The sequence below is a fragment of the uncultured Hymenobacter sp. genome (genome assembly GCF_964243305.1).
GTDB lineage: Bacteria > Bacteroidota > Bacteroidia > Cytophagales > Hymenobacteraceae > Hymenobacter.
The window spans coordinates 32961-54141 of sequence record NZ_CAXTEF010000018.1; the positions used below are offsets into that span (position 1 = coordinate 32961).

The 21181-nt window shown below is 62.7% G+C and carries 13 protein-coding genes; 10 read left to right on the forward strand and 3 right to left on the reverse strand.

The window, feature by feature from the left end; all coding sequences use genetic code 11:
- Positions 1-95: 95 nt before the first annotated feature.
- The 9 genes from ACFE70_RS11860 (at position 96) to ACFE70_RS11900 (ending at position 16794) form a co-directional block, all read left to right on the forward strand.
- Complete coding sequence (locus ACFE70_RS11860; protein ID WP_375417960.1) at positions 96-1262, forward strand: PA14 domain-containing protein; 1167 nt, start codon at positions 96-98, stop codon at positions 1260-1262.
- 351 nt (positions 1263-1613) lie between these two features.
- On the forward strand, positions 1614-2939 hold the full coding sequence (locus ACFE70_RS11865) for a helix-turn-helix transcriptional regulator (RefSeq protein WP_375417961.1): 1326 nt from the start codon (positions 1614-1616) through the stop codon (positions 2937-2939).
- 90 nt (positions 2940-3029) lie between these two features.
- Positions 3030-3401 carry a hypothetical protein gene (locus tag ACFE70_RS11870; protein WP_375417962.1) on the forward strand — a complete coding sequence of 124 codons (372 nt, stop codon included), beginning with the start codon at positions 3030-3032 and terminating at the stop codon, positions 3399-3401.
- 223 nt (positions 3402-3624) lie between these two features.
- The gene (locus ACFE70_RS11875; RefSeq protein WP_375417963.1) at positions 3625-6162 is read left to right on the forward strand and encodes a TonB-dependent receptor domain-containing protein; all 2538 of its coding nucleotides are present in this window, start codon (positions 3625-3627) and stop codon (positions 6160-6162) included.
- A 322-nt stretch (positions 6163-6484) separates the two neighbouring features.
- Positions 6485-7384, forward strand: a complete 900-nt coding sequence (locus ACFE70_RS11880; RefSeq protein WP_375417964.1) for an ABC transporter ATP-binding protein — start codon at positions 6485-6487, stop codon at positions 7382-7384.
- Between the two features lie 186 nt (positions 7385-7570).
- A complete protein-coding gene (locus ACFE70_RS11885) occupies positions 7571-11317 on the forward strand; it encodes a M1 family aminopeptidase (RefSeq protein ID WP_375417965.1) in 3747 nt (1248 codons plus the stop codon).
- A gap of 274 nt (positions 11318-11591) precedes the next feature.
- Positions 11592-12317, forward strand: coding sequence for a toll/interleukin-1 receptor domain-containing protein (locus ACFE70_RS11890; protein WP_375417966.1), 726 nt, complete (start codon positions 11592-11594; stop codon positions 12315-12317).
- A gap of 10 nt (positions 12318-12327) precedes the next feature.
- The gene (locus tag ACFE70_RS11895; RefSeq protein ID WP_375417967.1) at positions 12328-14175 is read left to right on the forward strand and encodes a DNA methyltransferase; all 1848 of its coding nucleotides are present in this window, start codon (positions 12328-12330) and stop codon (positions 14173-14175) included.
- A 9-nt stretch (positions 14176-14184) separates the two neighbouring features.
- On the forward strand, positions 14185-16794 hold the full coding sequence (locus tag ACFE70_RS11900; protein ID WP_375417968.1) for a DEAD/DEAH box helicase family protein: 2610 nt from the start codon (positions 14185-14187) through the stop codon (positions 16792-16794).
- Between the two features lie 62 nt (positions 16795-16856).
- Here ACFE70_RS11900 and ACFE70_RS11905 read toward each other — a convergent pair whose 3' ends face one another.
- The 3 genes from ACFE70_RS11905 to ACFE70_RS11915 all read right to left on the reverse strand — a co-directional run bounded on the left by ACFE70_RS11905 (position 16857) and on the right by ACFE70_RS11915 (position 19227).
- On the reverse strand, positions 16857-17552 hold the full coding sequence (locus ACFE70_RS11905; protein WP_375417969.1) for a hypothetical protein: 696 nt from the start codon (positions 17550-17552) through the stop codon (positions 16857-16859).
- 511 nt (positions 17553-18063) lie between these two features.
- Entirely contained in the window at positions 18064-18444 is a 381-nt protein-coding gene (locus ACFE70_RS11910; protein WP_375417970.1) for a hypothetical protein, read from the reverse strand.
- 171 nt (positions 18445-18615) lie between these two features.
- Positions 18616-19227, reverse strand: a complete 612-nt coding sequence (locus ACFE70_RS11915; RefSeq protein ID WP_375417971.1) for an RNA polymerase sigma factor — start codon at positions 19225-19227, stop codon at positions 18616-18618.
- 276 nt (positions 19228-19503) lie between these two features.
- On the opposite strand from ACFE70_RS11915, the gene ACFE70_RS11920 reads away from it, so the two are divergent.
- Positions 19504-21051, forward strand: a complete 1548-nt coding sequence (locus ACFE70_RS11920; RefSeq protein ID WP_375417972.1) for a DUF4394 domain-containing protein — start codon at positions 19504-19506, stop codon at positions 21049-21051.
- The last annotated feature ends 130 nt before the right edge of the window (positions 21052-21181 follow it).

Genomic DNA, 21181 nt, shown 5'->3' on the forward strand with positions numbered 1-21181 from the left:
CCGAGTGGCGGGGCTGGACTATCTAATCGCCCGGCAGCGCCGCTCGGCCGGGTTATCCGGGTTGGGGGGGTAGGGATTTTTGATAAAGCTTGAAAATGACTGGTCGCTTTGTTTTTCGAATTCTTGGGCGGCGCGGCCGGCCGGGTGTTTTGGGGCTGGCGGCGCGGGTAGCTGGCGCTGCTTTCGCCTTTGTCGGCAGCCGGCCGGCCGCGGCCCAATCGGAGCCGGAGGCGTTGCCGCTGGGCGATGGGCTCCGGGCCATTTACTACCAGGGCGTGGCCTTTAATCAGATGGCGGGCCAACGGGTCGACCGGGCCATTGATTTCGACTGGAGCTTTCGGGCGCCCCAGGCCGGCTACCCGGCGGGCCATTTTTCGGTGCGGTGGACCGGCTACCTCTACGCGCCGCTGACGGGCACTTACACGTTTCGCATTATCACCGACGACGGGATGCGGGTTTGGGTCGGCGGGCGCCTGCTGCTGGACGAATGGCGGCCACAGCCGCCGCTGACGGCGACGGGCTGGCTGGCGCTCCGGGCGGGCCACTACTATCCGGTGCGCATCGAGTACTTCCAGGAGGAGCGCATGGGGCGCGCGTTTCTCGGCTGGGACCTGCCCGGCGACCCACCTGCCTTTTCGGCCGACGCTATTCTCCCGGCTGATGGCCGCAACACCGCGCCGCCCGCGCCGCGGCCCATCGACCAGGGCTACCTGTTTACATACCTGCCCGCTCCGCCCAAAGCTTGGCCCGTGTCCAGGCCCGCCGGCCCGCCGAAGGCCGTGGCGGCCCTTCGCGGGGCGGGGCGGCTGGCGCCGAAACGGGGGCGCTCGCCCCGGCCAGCCAGCGCCGCCGGCTTCTCCTCTACGCTTCGCCGCCCAGCCCGGCCGCCCGCGCCCGCGGCCGACTTGAATGCGGCTGCCAAAGGCACAACCCTGCCCCTGCCGCAGCTCTATTTTGTGCAGTCTACGGCCACGCTGCACGTCAATTCGCGCCCGGAGCTGGAACGCCTGGCGGTACGCCTGCGCGCCGCCCCGGCGATGAGGCTGGAAATTGCGGGCCACACCGACAACGTGGGCGACTCGGCCAGGAACGTGTTGCTTTCCTATCAGCGGGCCGCCGTGGTGCGCGCCTACCTCATCGGGCACGGCATCGACTCGGCGCGCGTCACGGCGCGCGGCTACGGCGGTGCCCGCCCCATCGCCGACAACGCCGACCCCCACCAACGGCCCCGCAACCGGCGGGTGGAAATCATCGTCCGGTAAGCCTACCGCCTCCGGCCGCCAGTGAGCCAGCAGGCAGCACCCTGGCGCGCAGCCATGTTTTCAGAGGGGGGTAGGGAAAACCAATCGAAGCCCAACCGACTTGCCCGCCGGGCTTGCTGAGGCGGAAGCTTGGAGAACTTGTCCCGCACGCTTTTATAAGAAAAGGCAGCGCCGCACCGTGCCAACGCCGCTCAGTGGAACTTCCGGCGCGGAAACAGGCAGCCGGGGCCGGGGCCAACGATGGGGCAGCTTCGAGATGCTGGCGGCCCGAAAAGATAGCGGCAGCGCCGGGCGGCGAACACCAGCGGGCCCGTATTTTTGGCGGGCGGGCTCTTCCACTGCGTGCGTGCGATGCTGTTTCACTTCAACGCTCATTCGGCCCTGTTGCTGCCCTTTGTGGTGCCGGGCGCGCTGCTGGTGCTGTTTCTGCTGGTGCGGGCGGCGCGCACGGGTGCCCGCCCCGATTTGCTGCTGGCCGGCCTCATCGCCTGGCCCACGCTGGCCGTGGCGCAGTGGCTGCTGGGCTACGCCGGCTGGTACGACAGCCACGATGCGCACTCGACGTTTATGTTCTACGTGCCCTGGCAGGTAAACCTGCTGCTGGGCCCGCTGTGGTACCTCTATTTTCGGGCCCTTACGAACCAGGCGTTCCGGCTCCGGCCGGGTGCCGGGTGGCACTTGCTGCCGGGCCTGCTTGAAATTGGGCTGTTTGCCGGCGCCGCGCTGCTGGATTTAGGGTGGCGCCGGGGCCTGCACAAAGAATCCCTACCCGACCATTTTGGCACCAAGGGTGGCGCCGCCACCTGGCTCGATGAACTCGCCGGCCCGCTGGCCTACCTCGGCTACGCGCTGCTGCTGGGCTATGGCGGGGCCACGCTGCGCGCCTACCGCCGCTACCGCCGCTACCTCGACGACAACTTTTCCGAAACCGAGCGGCTGCGCTTTGCCGGACTGCGGCAGGTGCTCATTCTGCTGCTGGCCGGCCTGGCGCTCAGCCTTATCTATACCGGGCTGGAAGTGGTAGCTGGGCCTTTCGACTATGATACGGCGTGGTACGCATTTGCCGTGCGGGGCGGGCTGATTTATGCGCTGGCCGTTGTAGGCTTGCAAGCCAATTACGCCGCCGCGACCAGCCCGCTGCGCTTTGAGCCGGCGGAGGCCGCGATGGCGCCGCCGCCGGCTACTACAACCGTTTTGGCAGCGGCGCTTCAGCCAGCGGCAGCGGGCCCCACGGCCCTGACCTTGGGGGCGAGGCTTGGGACGACGGAGGGGGGTAGAGAATCGGCGGCAGGGGCAGAGTCGGTGGGGGGCGTGCTGGCGGCCGGCTTGCCGCCGGAGCTGCTGGAGTTGCGCGAGCAGCTGCTGGCCCTGATGGTCACGGCGCAGCCCCATCTGGAGCCGGAGCTGACCCTGGCCGAGCTGGCGCGGCGCCTGCGCGCGAGCCCGGCCGTGCTCTCCAAAGTCATCAACGCGGGCTGCGGGCAGAACTTCAACGACTTCGTGAATACTTACCGCGTGGCCGAAGCCCGCCGCCAGCTGGCCGAGCCGCGCCGGGCCCACTACTCGCTGCTGGGCGTGGCCCTGGAAAGCGGCTTCAACTCCAAATCAACTTTCAACCGGGTATTCAAGAAGCTGACCGGGCAGGCGCCAAGCGAAGCGGCCCGGCCCAAATCATAAGTTGGGACGCCCCAAATCGGGATTTGGGGCGCGGCAGGGGGGGTAGGATCCGGACCTTTGGGCCATCGTTTCACCCTTTTCCTTTCTACCATGAACGCCTCGTTTTTCCTACCCCTGCTCCTGCTGAGCGCGGCGAGCCCCCCCTCTACCATCCATTCGCACCTGCTGCTCCAGCCCAACGAGCAGTTTGTGCTGGGCGGCGACCAGCCCGGCGCCTTCCGCGTGGCGGCCCAGAATACCGGCCCCGTGCCCGTCGAAATTCGGGAGCGGCAGCGCGCGGGCGCGCTGCGGACGCTGGCCGTGCTCCTGCCCAAGCAGCGGGCGCGGCTCAGCTTCGAGGCCGGCTCCACGGCCTTGCTGCGCAATACGGCGGGGCAGCAAGCGGTGCTGGAGCTGGACATCACCGGCAGCAAGCCCTCGCGGATGCTGATGGGCCCGGCCAGCGGCGACGGCCGCCTGTAACGAATCGGCCCGGCGGCGGTACTCGGGCTGCTTACCTTTCACCACTCTGTAATAATGCGCGGCTCGCTTTCGATATACCTCCTATTATAGATGGCTCTCAGCACTGCTTGATTCGCGTCGGGTAATCATTAAGTAACCTATAATTCCCGGCGCCGAGCTGCAACACTGGCGCCCGTTTTGGATTCCTTGGCCTGCCTTCCATTCTCTACTCCCCTTCCCAACCATGACCCCTTGCTACCGCTTGCTGCTGGCTGCACTGCTGGCCGCTCCCATTTTCCTGGCTGATTCGGCCTGGGCGCAGCAGCCGGCGCTGCCGGCCGTCCCTACCCCCCCGGCCGGCACCGGCTCGCTCACGGGCACGGTGCTCGACTCGCTCGGCGCCAAGCCCGTGCCGTATGCTACGGTGGTGCTCTTGCCGCCCGGCGCCGAAAAGGCCATTACGGGCGTGGCAGCCGACGATAACGGGCGCTTCAGCATCAGCAAGCTCACGCCCGGCTCCTACCGGCTGCGGGTGAGCTACGTGGGCTACGGCACCCGCACCCGCGCCGTGGAAGCCACGGCCGGCGCCACCGACGTGGGCACTTTTCGCCTGCCCACCGCCGCCACCGCCCTGAACGAGGCCGTGATTGTGGGCCAGAAGCCGGTGGTGGAGGTGCGCCCCGACCGCATCGTGTATAACGCGGAGCAGGACGTGAGCAACGCCGGCGGCACCGCGGCCGACGTGCTGCGCAAGGCGCCGCTGCTGGCCGTGGATGGCGACGACAAGGTGACGATGCGCGGCTCGAGCAACTTCAAGGTGCTGATTAATAACAAGCCCTCGCCATCGCTGGCCAGCAACTTGGCCGACGCGCTCAAATCCATTCCCGCCGACCAGATTAAAAGCGTCGAAATCATTACTACGCCACCGGCCAAGTACGACGGCGAGGGCACGGCCGGCATCATCAACATCGTGCTGAAAAAAGGCGTGGACCGCGGCCTGAACGGGCGCGTGGGCGCCTCGGGTGGCAACCGCAACTCCAACCTCAACGGCTCGCTGAATTTCAAGAAGGGCAAAGTCGGCTTCAACTCCTCGGCCGGCGTAGGCGGCTGGTACGGGCCCTCGCGGCTGGAGCGCGTGCGCGACGACTATTTCCTGACCACGCCCGCCGGCCTCGTGCCGCAGCTCACGCAAACCGGCAGCGGGCGCTACGGCGGCACCTGGCTGAACGCCACGCTGGGGCTGGACTTTGACCCGGCCGAGTTCCACAGCTTTTCGCTGGGCGGCGCGCTGCGGCGCTACATCGGCAGCCAGCGCCAGGATTTGCTCAACCGCTACGAAGCCGGCGACCCGGCCCTGAACCAGCTGTTCGTGCGCGACACGAAGAACGTGTTCAGCGGCTTCACCGGCGAGCTGACCGGCACCTACACCCGCACGTTTCAGCAGGCCCGGCGCGAGTGGAGCGTGCTGGGCCAGGCTTCCCGCACCAACGGCAGCTTCGGCTACGACTTTGACCAGTATAATGGCCCGCAGGCGCAGGAAGTGGCGCTGGCCGACTACCGTGAGCGCAGCCGGGGCCGCACGCCCGGCTCCGAATACACGCTGCAAACCGATTTTACGCAGCCTTTTGGCGAGAAGCAGACGCTGGAAATGGGCCTGAAAAGCATCTGGCGCCAGACCGCCTCGGTGGCCGACGTGACCGGCACCAGCACGCCGGGCGGCGCGCTGACCCAGCGGCCCGGCCGCAACACCGATTTCGACTACGACCAGAACGTGCAGGCCGCCTACGGCACCTACTCGTTCAGCCCACTCAAAAAGCTGAACCTGAGCCTGGGCGCCCGCGCCGAGCGCACCAGCCTCGCCGCCAACGTGCGCACCACCGGCAGCGAGTTTTCCCAAACCTACACCAACCTGCTGCCCAACGGCAACGCGCAGTACGCGTTCAGCGACGCCACGAGCCTGCGCTTGGCGTACTCGAAGCGCATCACGAGGCCGTATATCGACTATCTCAACCCGTTTGTGGACCGCTCCGACTCGCTCAACATCAGCGTGGGCAACCCGGAGTTGAGCCCGGAGCTGACTGACTCCTACGAATTAAGCTACAACACGCTGATTAAGACCACGTCGCTGAATATTTCGGGCTCAATCCGGCGCACCGGTAATGCCATTGAGGGCGTGCGCCGGCCTCCCGGTGAGGTCAAGCTGCCCGACGACGGCAGCCAGCCCCTCAGCCCTGCCGCCACGGTGCAGACCTACCTAAACGTGGCCGCTAACACTTTTTATCAGCTCAACTTTTATGGCTCGGCCAAGCCCGCCAAGGGCTGGGACATCAGCGGTGGCCCCGACGTGCAGTACATCGTGCGCCGCAGCCCGGCGCTGGGTTTGGTGCGGCGCGGCTTCACGGCGGGCCTGAACCTGAACACGTCGTACAAGCTGCCCAAAAACTTCACCATTCAGGGCTTCCTGTTCGGCTCGCTGTCCACGCCCGACCTGCAGGGCCGGGGCCCGGCCAACCTGTACTACCAGCTAGGCACCAAGAAGACGTTTCTCAAGGACAAGGCCGACCTGGTGCTCAACTTCGCCTCGCCCTTTAACAACCGCTGGCGCTACCGTAGTACGCTCGACACGCCCGCCATCCAGGAGCAGCAGTCCTACTTTGCCTACCAGCGCGGCTTCCGCCTGAGCTTCAACTACCGCTTCGGCCAGGCCCAGCAGGGCAAGCAGCGCAAGTCCATCTCCAATGACGATGTGAAGGGTGGCGGCAGCAAGCAGGGCGGGCAGTAGCAGGCGGCTTTTCGCGCACCGAGGCCCGGAGCTGCACCGAGGGGGTAGGGAATATAAAATTTCCTATTCCTGTGTGCAACTCCGGGCCTCGGTGCGCTATCCTTGCTGCTCAGAAAGGCGATATTGAATTAATCTAAGTCCGATAAAATGTTGGCCAAGTAGCTTGTTTTACAAAGTACCTGTTTATCTTTGAGGCCAGGCCCGCTTTTCGGTGCTGTAATGATAAAGCGCGACCGGCGATAAACCAACATCCTGACTTGCATTTGCTTATCCCGGCTTTTCCCTACCCCCCTCTCCCACCGCTAACCCTTTCGGCAAGCTCATGGCCCTCTCGATTAACAATCTCTCCAAGACTTACCCCAACGGCACGCAGGCGCTCAAGAACGTGAGCCTGGAAATTCCGACGGGCATGTTTGGCCTGCTCGGGCCCAACGGCGCGGGCAAAAGCTCGCTCATGCGCACCATCGCCACGCTGCAAGACGCCGACACAGGCAGCATTCAGCTCGATGACATCGACGTGCTGCATAATAAGGAGGCCGTGCGGCGGGTGCTGGGCTATCTGCCGCAGGAGTTTGGCGTGTACCCGAGCGTGAGCGCCGAGGAGCTGCTCGACCATTTTGCCACGCTCAAGGGCATTGCCAGCAGCCGGGAGCGCAAGGAGATGGTGGGCGCGCTGCTTCAGCAAACCAACCTGTATGAGGTGCGCAAAAAGCACGTCGGCGGCTACTCCGGCGGCATGAAGCAGCGCTTCGGCATCGCGCAGGCGCTGCTGGGCAACCCGCGCCTGCTCATCGTGGACGAGCCCACGGCCGGCCTCGACCCGGCCGAGCGTAACCGCTTCCACAACCTGCTAAGCGAGATTGGCGAGAACCTGGTGGTCATCCTCAGCACCCACATCGTGAGCGACGTGTCGGACCTGTGCCGCCACATGGCCATCATCAACAAGGGCGAGGTACTGCTCACCGGCGACCCGCTCTCAGTAATGAATAACCTGAAGGGCAAAATCTGGCGCAAGCTGATTGAAAAGGCTGAATTGCCGGCGCTGCAAGCGGCGCAGCAGGTGATTAGCTCGCGGCTGTTTGCGGGCAAAACGGTGGTGCACGTGCTGGCCGATTTGGCGCCGGATTCGGGATTTGAGGCGGTTAATCCAGATTTGGAAGACGTGTATTTCTCGGAGATTCAGGGCTATGAGGTGCGCAGCCGGGGCGCGGTGGTGGCTTGACGGCAACCCCATCCCCTAGCCCCTTCCCCGATGGGGAAAGGGGACTAGTGCTAGCTCTAATCTTTAGTACCGATTCTAGGCTAGAAATTAAGAACTAGTTCCCCTTCCCCATCGGGGAAGGGGCTAGGGGATGGGGTTGCCGCCAAGAACGACAACTCAACTTCCAATCTCAAAATCCCTACCCCCATGTTCCTACCCATACTCCTCTTTGAACTCAAATACCGCCTCAAGCGCCCCGCCACCTGGATTTACTTTGCCCTGCTCTTCCTGATGGCCTTTCTGCTGGTCACCGCCGCCGGCGGTGGCTTCGGCACGGGCGTGAACGTAAGCCTGGGCGGCGACGGGCAGGCAGTGAAGGTGAACGCGCCGTACTCGGTGGCCATCACGGTAGCGGTGCTGAGCGTGTTTGGCGTCATCATCGCCTCTTCCTTGATGGGCAACCCGGTGTACCGCGACTTTGAGCACCGCACGCACCCGCTGTTCTACACCACGCCCATCAGCAAAATTGGATATCTGGGCGGGCGCTTTCTGGGCTCCTATCTGATTGCGGTGCTCGTGTTCAGCGGGCTGGGACTGGGGGCGGGGCTGGCCGGCATCATGCCCTGGGTGCAGGCCGACTGGTTTCTGGCCGCCACGCCGCCGGGCACTTACCTGTGGCCCTACCTGACGTTCGTGCTGCCGAACCTGCTGTTCACGGGCGCCATCTTCTTTACCCTGGCCACGCTCTCGCGCAACATCCTGAGCACCTACATCGGCGCGGTGCTGCTGCTGGTGGCGTATCTGATTTCCTCGGCCTACCTCGATGACCTCAAGAACGAGCACCTGGTGGCGGCACTGGATGCGTTTGGCCTCTCGGCCCTGACGTTCACGACGCGCTACTGGACGCCGGTGGAGAAAAACACGCTGCTCCTGCCCCTCTCGGGCTTCGTGCTGCTCAACCGGGCGGTGTGGCTGGGCGTGGGGCTGGGGCTGCTGGCGCTCTGCTACGCGCGGTTCCGGTTCTCATCGTTTGCTTCGGAGAAGGTATCGAAGAAAGCGCGCCGGGCCAGCGTGGCCAGCCCTAGTCCCGCCAACCCCACCCCCGGCCCCTCCCCGATGGGGAGGGGTGCCAGACAAGAATCGTTGAACGCACCCCTCCCCATCGGGGAGGGGCCGGGGGTGGGGTTGGGCGCCGGCGGGGGGGTAGGGATGCGGCTGCCGCAAGTGACGCAGGTATTTTCCGGCGCGATGAGTTTGCGGCAGTGGTGGAGCCTGACCATATTGGAGTTTCGCGGCATCGTGCGCAGCCGCTACTTCGCGGCCATCGCGGGGGCGGGCGTCATTTTTCTGCTGGCCAACTCGGCGCAGGTGGGCAAGACCTTCGACACGCCCACGTACCCGGTGACGAGCGAGGTGATTCAGCTCACGCTGGGCTCGTTTTTCCTGTTTCTGCTCGCCATCATCATCTTCTACTCCGGCGAGCTGGTCTGGCGCGAGCGGCAGGCGGGCGTGGCCCAGATTGCCGACGCCGTGCCGGTGCCGAGCTGGGTGCCGTTCCTGAGCAAGCTCATGGCCTTGTGGCTGGTGCAGGTGGTCTTGCTGGTGGTGGTGCTGGTCTGCGGGCTGGTCATTCAGACCTTCAAGGGCTATTTCAACTACGAAATCGGGCTTTACCTCCAGGCGCTGTTTCTCTTTCAACTGCCGTTTCTGATGCTGATGTGCGTGCTAGCGATGGTCACGCAGGTGGTGGTCAACAACAAATACCTGGGCTACGCCGTGATGATGGCCTACTACCTGGCCAATATTTTTCGCACCCAGCTGGGGCTGGGGCACCGGCTGCTGGGCTTTGGCGGTGGCTCGAACCCCGGTCCGTACTCGGCCATGAATGGCTACGGGCATTTCCTACCCGCCTTCTGGTGGACCAAGCTGCTGTGGGCGGGCGTGGCCTTGCTGCTGGTGCTGGCCGCCGTGCTGCTCTGGGTGCGCGGCACCGATAGCACCGGCCGCCTGCGCGAGGCGCGCCGCCGCTGGAGCCCGGCCAGCAGCGCCGCCCTGGCGCTGGGTCTGCTCATCAGCCTGGGCGCGGGCGGCTATATCTTCTACAATACCAACGTGCTCAACGAGTACCGCACGCCCAAGGAAGGCGAGCAGCAACAGGTGGCCTACGAAAAGCAGTTTCGCCGCTACCAGGACGTGCCGCAGCCGCGCATCACGGCCGTGAGCCTGGACACCGACATCTTTCCCAGTTCCCGCGCCGTGCGGTTCAGGGGCGCGTTTACGCTGGTCAATAAGCACGCGCGGGCCCTGGATACGGTGATTGTAAGCGTGCCCGTGGAGAACCATCCGCGGGTGCGCAGTCTGGCGCTGGGGGCGCCCGGCCAGGCCACGCTGGCGCTCAACGACACCGCGCTGGGCTTCCGCCTCTACCGGCTGGCCCGGCCGCTGGCGCCCGGCGATTCCCTACCCCTCTCGTTGGACCTGACCTACCAGGAGCGGGGCTTTCCGAGCGCGGGCACGAACACCGACATCGTGCACAACGGCACCTTCATCAGCAGCGGCTACCTGCCCGGCCTGGGCTACCGCGAGCGCGCCGAGCTGGACGGCGACCAGGACCGCAAAAACTACGGCCTGAAGCCCAAACCGCGCCTGGCCGCCGTCAACGACCTGCAGGCCCGCCAGAACACCTACATCAGCAAAGACGCCGACTGGATTCGGTTCCGCACGACGGTCAGCACCGAGGCCGACCAGACGGCCGTCGCGCCCGGCTACTTGCAGCGGGAATGGGTGCAAAACGGCCGCCGCTACTTCGCCTACGTGATGGACCGGCCGATGCTCAACTTCTACACCTTCCTCTCGGCCCGTTATAAGATTTACCAGGATAAATGGGTGGACACGGTGGGGCGGCGCACGGTTCCGGTCACGATTTACTACCAGCCGGGCCACGAGTACAACCTCAAGCGCATGGCCGCCGGCGCCAAGGACGCGCTCAGCTACTGCTCGCGCAACTTCTCGCCCTACCAGCACCAGCAGCTGCGCATTCTGGAATTTCCGAAGTACCAGAGCTTTGCCCAGAGCTTCGCCAACACGGTGCCGTTTTCGGAGAGCATCGGCTTCGTGGCGAACGTCGATGACCAGAATCCTGAGGACCTGAACTACCCCTACTACGTGACGGCCCACGAGGTGGCGCACCAGTGGTGGGCGCACCAAGTCATCGGCGGCAACGTGCAGGGCAGCACCCTGATGGCCGAGAGCATGGCCGAATACTCGGCCCTGATGGTGCTGCGCCACCACAACGGCCCGACGACCATGCAGCGCTTCCTCAAATTTGACATGAACCGCTACCTGCAAGGCCGCGCCTTCGAGAGCAAGAAGGAAGTGCCGCTGGCCCTGGTCGAAAACCAGCCCTACATCCACTACCGCAAGGGCTCGGTGGTGATGTATGCCCTGCAAGACTACCTGGGCGAAGCCGTCCTGAATGGCGCGCTGCGCAAGTACGTGGCCGCCGTGGCCTTCCAGCCGCCGCCCTATACTAACTCGCCGGAGTTCATCAGCGCGTTGCGCCAGGCCGCGCCCGACTCGCTGCAAGCCTACCTCACCGACCAGTTCGAGCGCATCACCCTCTACGACAACCGCGTGAGCGCCGCCACGAGCAAGCAGCTGCCCGATGGCCGCTACCAGGTCGATTTCACGGTGAAAAGCAGCAAGTTCTACGCCGACAGCCTCGGCAACCAGCGCCCCGCCGACCAAACCCGCGACCGGCTGCCGGTAGCCATCTTCCCCGCCTTGGGCAAGGACAAAAAGCCCGTGCCGCCTTTGCTGCTGGTGAAGCGCCGCCTGCGCCCCGGCGACAACAAGCTAAGCTTCATCGTGGCGCAAAAGCCCGCCTCTGTGGCCGTGGATCCTTATCATCTGATTATCGACCGGCAGCTGGATGATAATGTGAAGGAGCTGTAGGGAGGGGGTAGGGATTTGGAAGTATCGGGAAGCTCCGGCTGCGATGACGCGGTCGGCGCTTTTCGATTTATGCTCATGTAAAGAAAAGGCGGGTTTGCTTTACATGTAGTCAAGCACGTGTAAAGCGAATCCGCCTTTTCTTTACACGTCTTTGCAAAACAAAGGCGAGCCAGCTTAGGTCAACCACAACGTCAATCAGTTGCTGTTTGAGCTGCTCTCGCGGCTGGGGTAATTTTGCCTAGTTTCGTTGGCATTGCTGCCGTACTTTCGCTTCATGCCTACTGCCGCCCTCGCCCGCACCAGCGTTTTTATTAGCTATAGCCACGCCGATGAGAAGTGGCGCAAACTGGTAGAAAAGCACTTAGCCCCGCTGAGCCGCGACCATAGCCTGCGCATCTGGAGCGACCAGAACCTGAAAGCCGGCGAACCGTGGTTTGCGCGCATTAAGAAAGAACTCGCTACGGCCCGCGTAGGCATTCTGCTGGTGAGCGCCAATTTCATGGCTTCTGACTTCATCCACTCCGATGAGTTGCCGCCGTTACTGCTAGCCGCCAAGCAAGAAGGCGTGACGTTGCTAACAGTTGTAGTAGGACACTGCCATTTCGCCAACTCGCCGCTTAGCAAGTTGCAGGCATTCAACAAACCAGATAAACCACTAGAGGCGCTTAATACCGCTCAGCGAAATAAAGAAATGGCTCGGCTCTGCGCGATGCTGATGAAAATCTTTGGGCTAAAGGCCGGAGCAGTGAAACCAGCGGCAGCTAGAGCGGCAGTTCCCGCAAAAGCCGCGGCCCCCAAGGTGCCTAAGCGCATAACCCCTGCCGCTGCTAAAACTGCTCCCACTGCGGAGGCAGCGGCCAAAGCCAAGGCCATTGCTAGACGCCGGGCCATTGCCAAAAACAAAGCGGCGGCTAAGGACCAATCCGCTGCCAAGCCTACCCCGAATCCGACTGCGAAAGCCGCCGCCAAAAAGCCTACCCCCCGCGCCAAACCGAAATAACCTCTGCTGAATGACTGAACTACGATGGGAAGGCAAATACCTGCCCGATGGCCGCCGCGCTACCCCTCTGCGCCTGGCCCTACCCTTCCAGACCGTGGAAACGGTGAACGAAAGCGCCCAGCTCCGTCAGGACCAGTATTCCTTGTTCGCGCAGGGCAAGCCGACCGAATGGCGCAACCGCCTGATTTGGGGCGACAAGAAATATGTGCTGCCCGCCCTGCTGCCTGAGCTAGCCGGCAAGGTGCGCCTCATCTACATCGACCCGCCGTTTGATACCGGCGCGAATTTCTCCTTCACCGCGACCGTGCCCGCCGCGCCCGCCGGCGATGAGGACGACGAGGAAGTATCGGGCGGCACTTCCTTCACTAAGCAGCCGTCGGTGATTGAGCAAGTAGCCTACCGCGACACCTGGGGCCGGGGCTTGGATAGCTACTTGCAGTGGTTCTATGAAACGGTAGTAATTCTACGCGATTTGCTGACTGAGGATGGTTCTATTTATGTGCATTTGGATTGGCACGTTGCGCACTATTCCAAAGTGATTTTAGATGATGTTTTCGGATATGAAAATTTTCGCAATGAAATTATCTGGTATTACTACAATAAATTTCAGGGCAACATAAATAGGTTTGCCTCCAATCACGATGTCATTTTCTGGTATTCCAAGTCCAATAAATATCAGTTCAATAAAATAACCGAAAAACGAGGCGAAACAGTCAAACAAATCAAACGGGTTTGGAGCAAAGAAAAAGGGTCTATTGTGAATGCAAAGGATTCTTTTGGGCAAGTGCAATACATTGAAACAGATGAGCGGACGATTGATGATGTATGGCGACTTTCAATGTTGCAGCCCGCAGATAAAATTCAAAACGTAAATTATCCGACTCAGAAGCCTGAGTCTTTAGTTGAGCGCGTCATCAAGGCCAGCAGCAACGAGGGCGATATTGTATTGGACTGCTTTTGCGGGAGCGGCACCACGGCGGCCACGGCCGAGAAGCTGGGCCGCCGCTGGGTGACCTGCGACCTGGGGCGCTTCGCCATTCACACGGCCCGCAAGCGGTTGCTGGGCATCGAAGGCGTCAAGCCCTTCGCGGTGCAAAACCTGGGCAAGTATGAGCGGCAGCAGTGGCTGGCGCATCAGTTCAGCGAGCCGGCCCAGCGCGCCGCGCAGGAAGCCGCCTACCGCGACTTTATGCTTCAGCTCTACCGCGCCGAATCCCTACCCGGCTATGCCTGGCTGCACGGCCGCAAGGGCCGGGCGCTGGTTCACATTGGTAGCGTGGACGCGCCCGTGACAGAAGGCGATATCAAGGCCACGCTGAAAGAGTTCTGGCAGGCGGCCGGCAAGTCCGACGGCCCCCAAACCAACACGCTGCACATCCTGGGTTGGGAGTTTGCCTTCGACCTCAACGATACTGCCCAGCGCATGGCGGCCCAGCACAAGGTGCAGCTGAGCTTCTACCAGATTCCGCGCGAAGTGCTGGAAAAGAAAGCCGTGGAGCAGGGTGACATCAGTTTTGCCGAGCTGGCTTACGTGGACGTACAAGTGAAGCAAAAAGCCCGGACGGTGAGTCTGCGGCTTAATGACTTTGTGGTGAACCCCGACGACGTGCCCAACCAAGCCCGCCAGGCTATTTCGCACTGGAGCCAATATGTGGACTACTGGGCCGTGGACTGGGACTACCAAGGCGACACCTTTCATAACCAGTGGCAGAGCTACCGCACCCGCCGCCAAACCCAGCTTGCCCTCGAAACGCCCGCCCACCTCTACCCGCAGCCGGGCACCTACCGCGTCATGGTGAAGGTGATTGACATTCTGGGCAACGACACGACCAAACAGTTCGACCTCGATATTCTATAAGATTCTATTATGCCTCCCCGCCCCAAGAAAGCCAAAGCCACTGACCCCAACGTTGCCCAGTTGGACTTGCTAGATGTGCGCGACCAGCTCAAAACCGCGCCCTGCGTGCCGGCCATCCGCACAGCGGTAGAAGCGTGGCGACGCGGCGGCTACGAGGGCATTACCGACGTGACGCGGGACTTGCTCCGGCACTGGTTCGGCACCGACCACCGCCTGCCCGATGGCCGCCGCTTTCAGTACCACGACGGCCAGAAGGACGCCGTGGAAACCATGATTTACCTCTACGAGGTGAAGGGCATCCGCACGCGGGCTACCCTGCTCGAAACCTACGCCCGGCCCGTGAAGGGGCAGGAAATGCGCCTGCCGCCCTACGACGAATTCGCCCGCTTCGCCGTGAAAATGGCCACCGGCAGCGGCAAAACCAAAGTGATGGCGCTGGCCGTGGCTTGGCACTACCTCAACGCCGTGCGCTACCCCCACGATGAACGCTGGGCCAAAACCTTCCTGCTGCTGGCCCCCAACATCATCGTGCTAGAGCGCCTGCTAACCGATTTCGCGGGCAACTTCACCTTCCGGCATGACCCCATTTTGCCGATGGACTACCGCTGGCTGTGGGACGACTTCCGGGCCTATATGCGCGGCGACTCCGAAGCTGGCGGCTCCGAAGGCGGCTTGTACCTCACCAACATTCAGCAGCTCTATGAGCGCCCGCCGGCCACGTCGGGCGTGCCCGGCCCACTGGCGGCACTGCTAGGTATGGTGCCGCCTACCCTCGGCGCTAGCGCCAATGGTGCCGACGACTTCCTGACCCGCATTGCCGCCCGCTCCGGCCCGGTGCTGGTGCTCAACGACGAGGCGCACCACACCCACGACGAGGACAGCGAATGGAATCAAACTATTCGGCGCTTGCACAAGCGCTGCCCGGTCGCCTTGCAGCTGGACGTATCGGCCACGCCGCGCTTCAACAGCGGCGCCCTGTTTCCCTGGACGACCTCCGATTATCCGCTCAAGCAAGCCATCAACGACCGGCTGGTAAAGCGGCCCATCAAAGGGCTCTCGCGGGTAGATGAGGTAAATTCCGACATTGCTAGCGTCCGCTACGAAGGCTTTCTGGTTGCGGGCGTAGAGCGCTGGCGCGAGTACCGGGAGCAGTTACATTCCTTGAATAAAAAGCCGGTGCTGTTCGTGATGATGAACAGCACGAAAGAAGCCGACGACGTAGCCCACTGGCTGCAAACCAAGTACCCGGCAGAATTTGCCGGTGAGGGGGCCCTCACGATTCACACCGACCGCAGCGGCGAGGTTTCAACCCAGGATTTAGACGAGGCTCGCAAAGCCGCCCGCGACATTGACGATGATAAGTCGCCGGTCAACGCCGTGGTGTCGGTGATGATGCTGCGCGAAGGCTGGGACGTGCAAAATGTGACCGTCGTTGTGGGCCTGCGACCCTACACGTCCAAGGCTAACATCCTGCCGGAGCAGGCCATCGGGCGGGGGCTGCGCCTGATGTTTCGCCACCTCACACAAAGCGGGTTTACCGAGCGGGTAGATATTATCGGCAACAAGAAATTCCTGGAGTTTATCGACGACCTGGAAAAGTCGGAAGGCTTGAAATTTGGCACGTTTGAGGTCGGCAAAGACAAGCTGCGCATTGTTGCAATTGAGCCAGTGCCGGAAAAGGCAGCTATGGATGTCGGCTTGCCCGACCTCACGCCGCTGTTGGTGCGCAAAAAGACGTTGCGCGATGAGATTGAAGCGCTAGATGTGGACAAGTTTCCAATTAGCTCGTTGCGGGTGAAAAGCAAGCCCGGCCAAGCCAATCAGAGCTTCAAGTACGAGGCCACCGACGTGGTAACTAAGGAAAAGCTGTTCGAGCGTGAATATGAGTTGTCCCCGCCCGCTACAGCCGAAGAGGTCATCGGCTACTATGCCAAGCGCATTGCCGAGAACCTGAAGCTACCCTCCCAATTTCCAACGCTCGTGCCCAAAATCCGCCAATATTTGGCCGAGCGTTTATTTCGGGAAAAGGTGGATTTAAGAGACCCAAATGTTATTCGAGCCCTGAGCACGTCCCAGGTTAATTGGGTAGTGACTGAAACCTTCGAGAAGGTTTTGCGCCCACTACTCTTAGAAACTAAAGAGCCGGATTTGCTGCACCAGGGACGCCCCCTATCCGGCACCCCCGCCTTCCCAACCTCCCGCCAGTTATTTGAGTCGGCCCGCACCATTTTTAACTACGTGGTGTGCGACAACGATTTTGAAGAAGCTTTTGCCAAATTCCTCGACCAAGCCTCCGACGTAGCGGCCTTCGCCAAGCTGCCCGAGAGCTTCGGTTTCTCCATTGCCTACACCGACACCCGCACCAGTCTGCGCCACTACTACCCTGATTTTGTAATGCGGCAGCCTGACGGTACCCACTGGCTGGTTGAAACTAAAGGCCGCGAAGATGTGGACGTAGCCCGCAAAGACGAGGCCGCCCGCGCTTGGTGCGAACGGGCCACCGACCTCACCAAGGTGCAGTGGCATTACTTGAAGGTCATGCAAACTGAGTTCGAGCGAATGCAGCCCGATGATTTTGAGGATTTGCAAACTTCAACACCAGATTTATTTAACAAGTAAAACCCAAAAAAGCCCCGGCCGCTCGCGCAGCCGGGGCTTTTTCCGTTTCCTACCCTCTGCTACTACGCAGGTGTTACTGCCGGGGCGGGGGCTGCTTTGGCGCCGCCTTTGCCCGCGTTCACGAGGAAGCGGGCCTGCTGGTACTGGGCTACCAGCTCGGGCAGCAGGGGTTGCAGGTTGGGCATCCGCACGTCGAGGCGGGCGAGGGCGGCGCGGGCTTCGCCCAGGTGCTGCACGGCCGCCTCGCGCAGCACGCTGCCGCTGTTGATTTGCTGGCGGGCCGCTCCGATGAGGGGCTTGTAGGCCGCCGTGCGCTCGTGCAGGGCTTGAAGCTGCTCGGCGCTCACCATTTCTTCGGCCAGCTCGGCGGCCAGGGGTAGGGCCGTCTGGTAGAGGCTTTCGAGGGCCGCTACCTGGGTCAGGCCGCGCAGGGCGTCGAGTTTGGTGCGGGTGTGGGCGGCCACGGTGGCCAGGGCCGGGTGCTGGCCGTCCTGGTAGAGGGCCTTGAGGCCCTGCACTACGGGCATGGCCGCGTCGAGGGCGGCGACTTCGGCCAGGTCCTTGGCTTCGGTGTAGCCCTGGCTGCCGGTGCCGCTGCGCTGCTGGGCCTTGTCGTCGAAGCTGGCCAGGGCCGTTTCCAGGGCCGTGAAATCGGGCAGCAGCTTCTTATAGAGCAGCTCCCAGCGGGGGCGGGCCTCGCTCAGCAGCTTGAGTACGTTCAGGGCCATGCCCTGGAAGTTAATTTCTACGTCGGTCATAAAATAAGTGGAATAAAGGATGGATAAGCCCGGCCTTTCCCGGCCGGTTGGCTGCTAAGGTACAGGCAGCTGGCTACCGTCCCAAATGAGCCCGGCTCCGGCCTGTTTAGGGGTTAAAAGCGAGTTTTTGGCTCGGAGTAGCATATTTCTCAGGCCGAGCTGGCTATTATTTAGGCGCAGGGTTGTGTTTTCATCCGCGAGTAGAATATTTTTAATTAAGAGTATAATATTATCGGGCCCGAGCATTGTATTTTTTAGTCGGAGCAGAATATTTTTCAGGCCGGGCAGTGCGATGGGATGACTGCCTCTGATTGAGCGCACCGCCAGTCGCGGTGCGAGGCTATAAAAAAAGCTCCTTCCCACGAGGGGAAAAGAGCTTTCTTGAAGGGAGGGGTTTAGTGCGGGGGGGCGCGGGGCTGGCATCGGCCTGACGGAGAAGCCGTGATGTGGCAAGGGAGCCAGCGCCGCCAGCCCGACGGCGCGGACGCCGGGCGGGGGCCAGCCCCGCACCCTACGCGGGCTGGGCCTGCTCTTTGGCTACTGCTGACGCGGCTTGCTTCCAGCCCATGCTGCACCGGCTGTGCATCTGCTGCCGGAACTGCTCCTGCTGCTCCGGCGAGAGGCTGTCGAGGCGGCCGGCCAGGCGCTGCTGCCAGGCGCGGCGCTGCCGGGCCCAGGCGCCCGCCCGGCTCCCGCCGCCGAAGCCGCCGAACAGGATGCGGCTCAGCACGAGCAGGCCGAAGGTTTGGGGCAGGGAAATGAGGGGGCCGTGGAACAGGGCCGGCACCAGCCAGTTCCAGAGGCTCATGGTGCCGAAGCCGGCCAGGGCCAGGAAGAGCGCGCCGAAGAGGGCGAAGCGAAGGCCGCGGAGCAGCCAGAAGGTACGGTTCATGTTGGGGTGGGGTAATTATAAGTTATATGAGTGGCGGAACGTCATGCTGAGCGGAGTCGAAGCATCTCTACCGGGGAAGCATTCAGTTTGAGCAAACGGTTGAGCTAGTCAGCAGTAAAGATGCTTCATTGCGTTCAGCCTGACCGCCTTTTCGCGCTAATCCCTACCCCCTCAATCCGTAAACAGCTCATCGTAGAGCTTTTGCAGGCGCTTGCGCAGGTGCAGCACGGCGTAGTGCTTGCGCGAAATCAGGGTTTTGAGCGGCACGCCGGTTTCGGCTTCCATCTCCTTGAAGCTCCGGTCTTCCAGCTCGTGCCACACGAACACCTGGCGCTGGGCGGCGGGCAGCTCGGCCAGGGCGGCGCTCAGGGCATCCATGAGGGTTTCGCGCAGCAGGCGGTTTTCGGGGCGGTCGTCGGGGGCGGGCAGCAGGTCGGCCAGGAGCAGGCCCTCACCGTCGGGGTTGGCTTCGGCGGCGGCAAACTCGGCTTCGAGGCTGACCGGCTTTTTGCGGCGGTAGAGGTCGGTGATGCGGTTGCGCGCCACCCGGAACAGCCACGCTGCCGCCTGCTCGACGGGCTTGAGCACGCGGTAGCTTTCGACCAGCTCGGCGAACACGTCTTGCAGGATGTCCTCGGCCTGGTCGGGGTCGGGGATGCGGCGCTGAATAAAGCGCAGCAGGCGTCCGCGCTGCTCGCGCACGGCCAGCTGAATCTGCTGGTCCTGGGCGGCGGCCGACATCAGGGGCGAAGGCGGGGGTAGGGAAAGCGAGAACGGGTCCATTGTGAGGCGGCAGACGCTCAAGGTAAGGCAATGTTTTATGGCGGGGCCGGACGCGCCTTATTCCCTACCCCCTCCGCTGGCAGCAAGTAAGTCAGGTAGTGGGCAGCACCTTAGCCAGCACTGCAACCAGAATAGTGATAATCAGGCCGGGCCGAAGAGCAACTAAAATAAAATGGCAATCTGCTAAGAATTGAACAATCCGATGAAATCTCTTCGTCGTAGCTTCTTCATCAACTCTTCACAAATTTATCTTTCACTTCCTTACCACCTAAACCAATGAGAACGCCCTATTCCGTCGGCAGGCTCGCAGCTTGTGCCACCCTCCTTTTCGCCCTGGCTGGTTGCAACAAGGACCTGGACGACGTTACGCAGAACCCGACGGGCAGCACGGGGATAAGCGACGCCAAAAAGGCCGAACTGACGTTCGACTTTTACGCCCTGGCGGGCGGGGTGCAGCTGGATATGTTTGCCGGCGCCGACCCGAAGCGCCCGGTAAGTTCCGCGACCATCAGTGGCTTGCAGCCCGGCGAAACCATTCTGGCCATTGACTTCCGCCCGGCCACCGGGCAGCTCTACGGCGTGGGCAGTACCAGCCGAATCTACGTTATCAACCCGCGGACCGGCGCCGCGCGCGCCATTGGCACTGCGCCATTTGCGCCGGCCCTGGCTGGCACCGTGGTGGGCTTTGACTTCAACCCGACCGTGGACCGCATCCGCCTGGTGACGGCCGACGGCCAGAACCTGCGCCTGAACCCCGAAACCGGCACTGTGGTTAGCGTCGACGGCGATATCAACGGGGCCGGTGGCGCCCGCATCGCCGCCGTGGCTTACACGAATAACGTGGCCGGCGCTGCTACCACCACCCTCTACGACATCGACGTGGCGGGCCAGAAGCTTTACAAGCAGCTGCCGCCCAACAACGGCACGCTGGTGGAAGTCGGCGACCTCAAGCTGAAAGCAACCGGCAACGGCGGCTTCGACATTGCGCCCGGCTCCGACCTGGCTCTGGCCCTGTTTGAGGTCAATAAAAAGCCCACGCTCTTCACCGTCAACCTGGCTACCGGCGATGCCCGCATTCTGGCCAAGTACGACAAAGACCTGATGTACACCGGCATTGCCATCCCGACCAACCCGGTGGCTTATGCTGTTGATGCAGCCAGCAACCTGCTGATTTTCAACCCCACCAACTCTGGCAGCACCGTGGCCAAGCCCATCGCCGGCCTGCAAGCCGGCGAATCAGTTGTGGGCATTGATTTCCGGCCCGTAAACGGCCAAATCTATGCCGTAGGCAGCGCCGGCCGCCTCTACACGCTCAACGCCTCGTCGGGCGCCGCCACCTTCGTAGCCGCCCTGAGCGTTCCGCTGATGGGCACCTCGTTCGGTGTGGACTTCAACCCCGTCGTGGACCGCCTGCGCGTGGTAAGCAACACCGGCCAGAATCTGCGCATCAATCCGCTCGACGGCGCTACTACCGTGGACGGCGCCCTGAATCCGGGCGCGCCAGCCGTGACCGGCGCGGCCTACGCCAACAACGTGGCCGGCACCACCACCACGACCTTGTTCGACATTGATGTAGCGTCGGACAAGCTTTTCCGGCAGCTGCCGCCCAACAACGGCACGCTGGTAGAGGTGGGGGCGCTAGGCGTGAACGTAGACGCCGCTACCGGCTTCGACATCGGCGGCAGCAGCGGCATCGCCTATGCTCTGCTCTCCTCGGCCGGCCGCACCCGGCTCTACCGCATCGACACGGCCACGGGCGCGGCCCGCGCGCTGGGCGAGTTCGGCGACTCGGCCCAGGGCTTCACCATCGGCCTGGGCTTCTAGCCTGGCCCTCTGCAAGTCCCTACCCCCTGCTTAGCGAACAAGTCAACGCCCCGGCCTTTTGGCCGGGGCGTTGTTGTTTCCGGGTCGCTTTGCGGGCATTTCTGCTTTGAAGGGGGGGTAGGAAATGGCG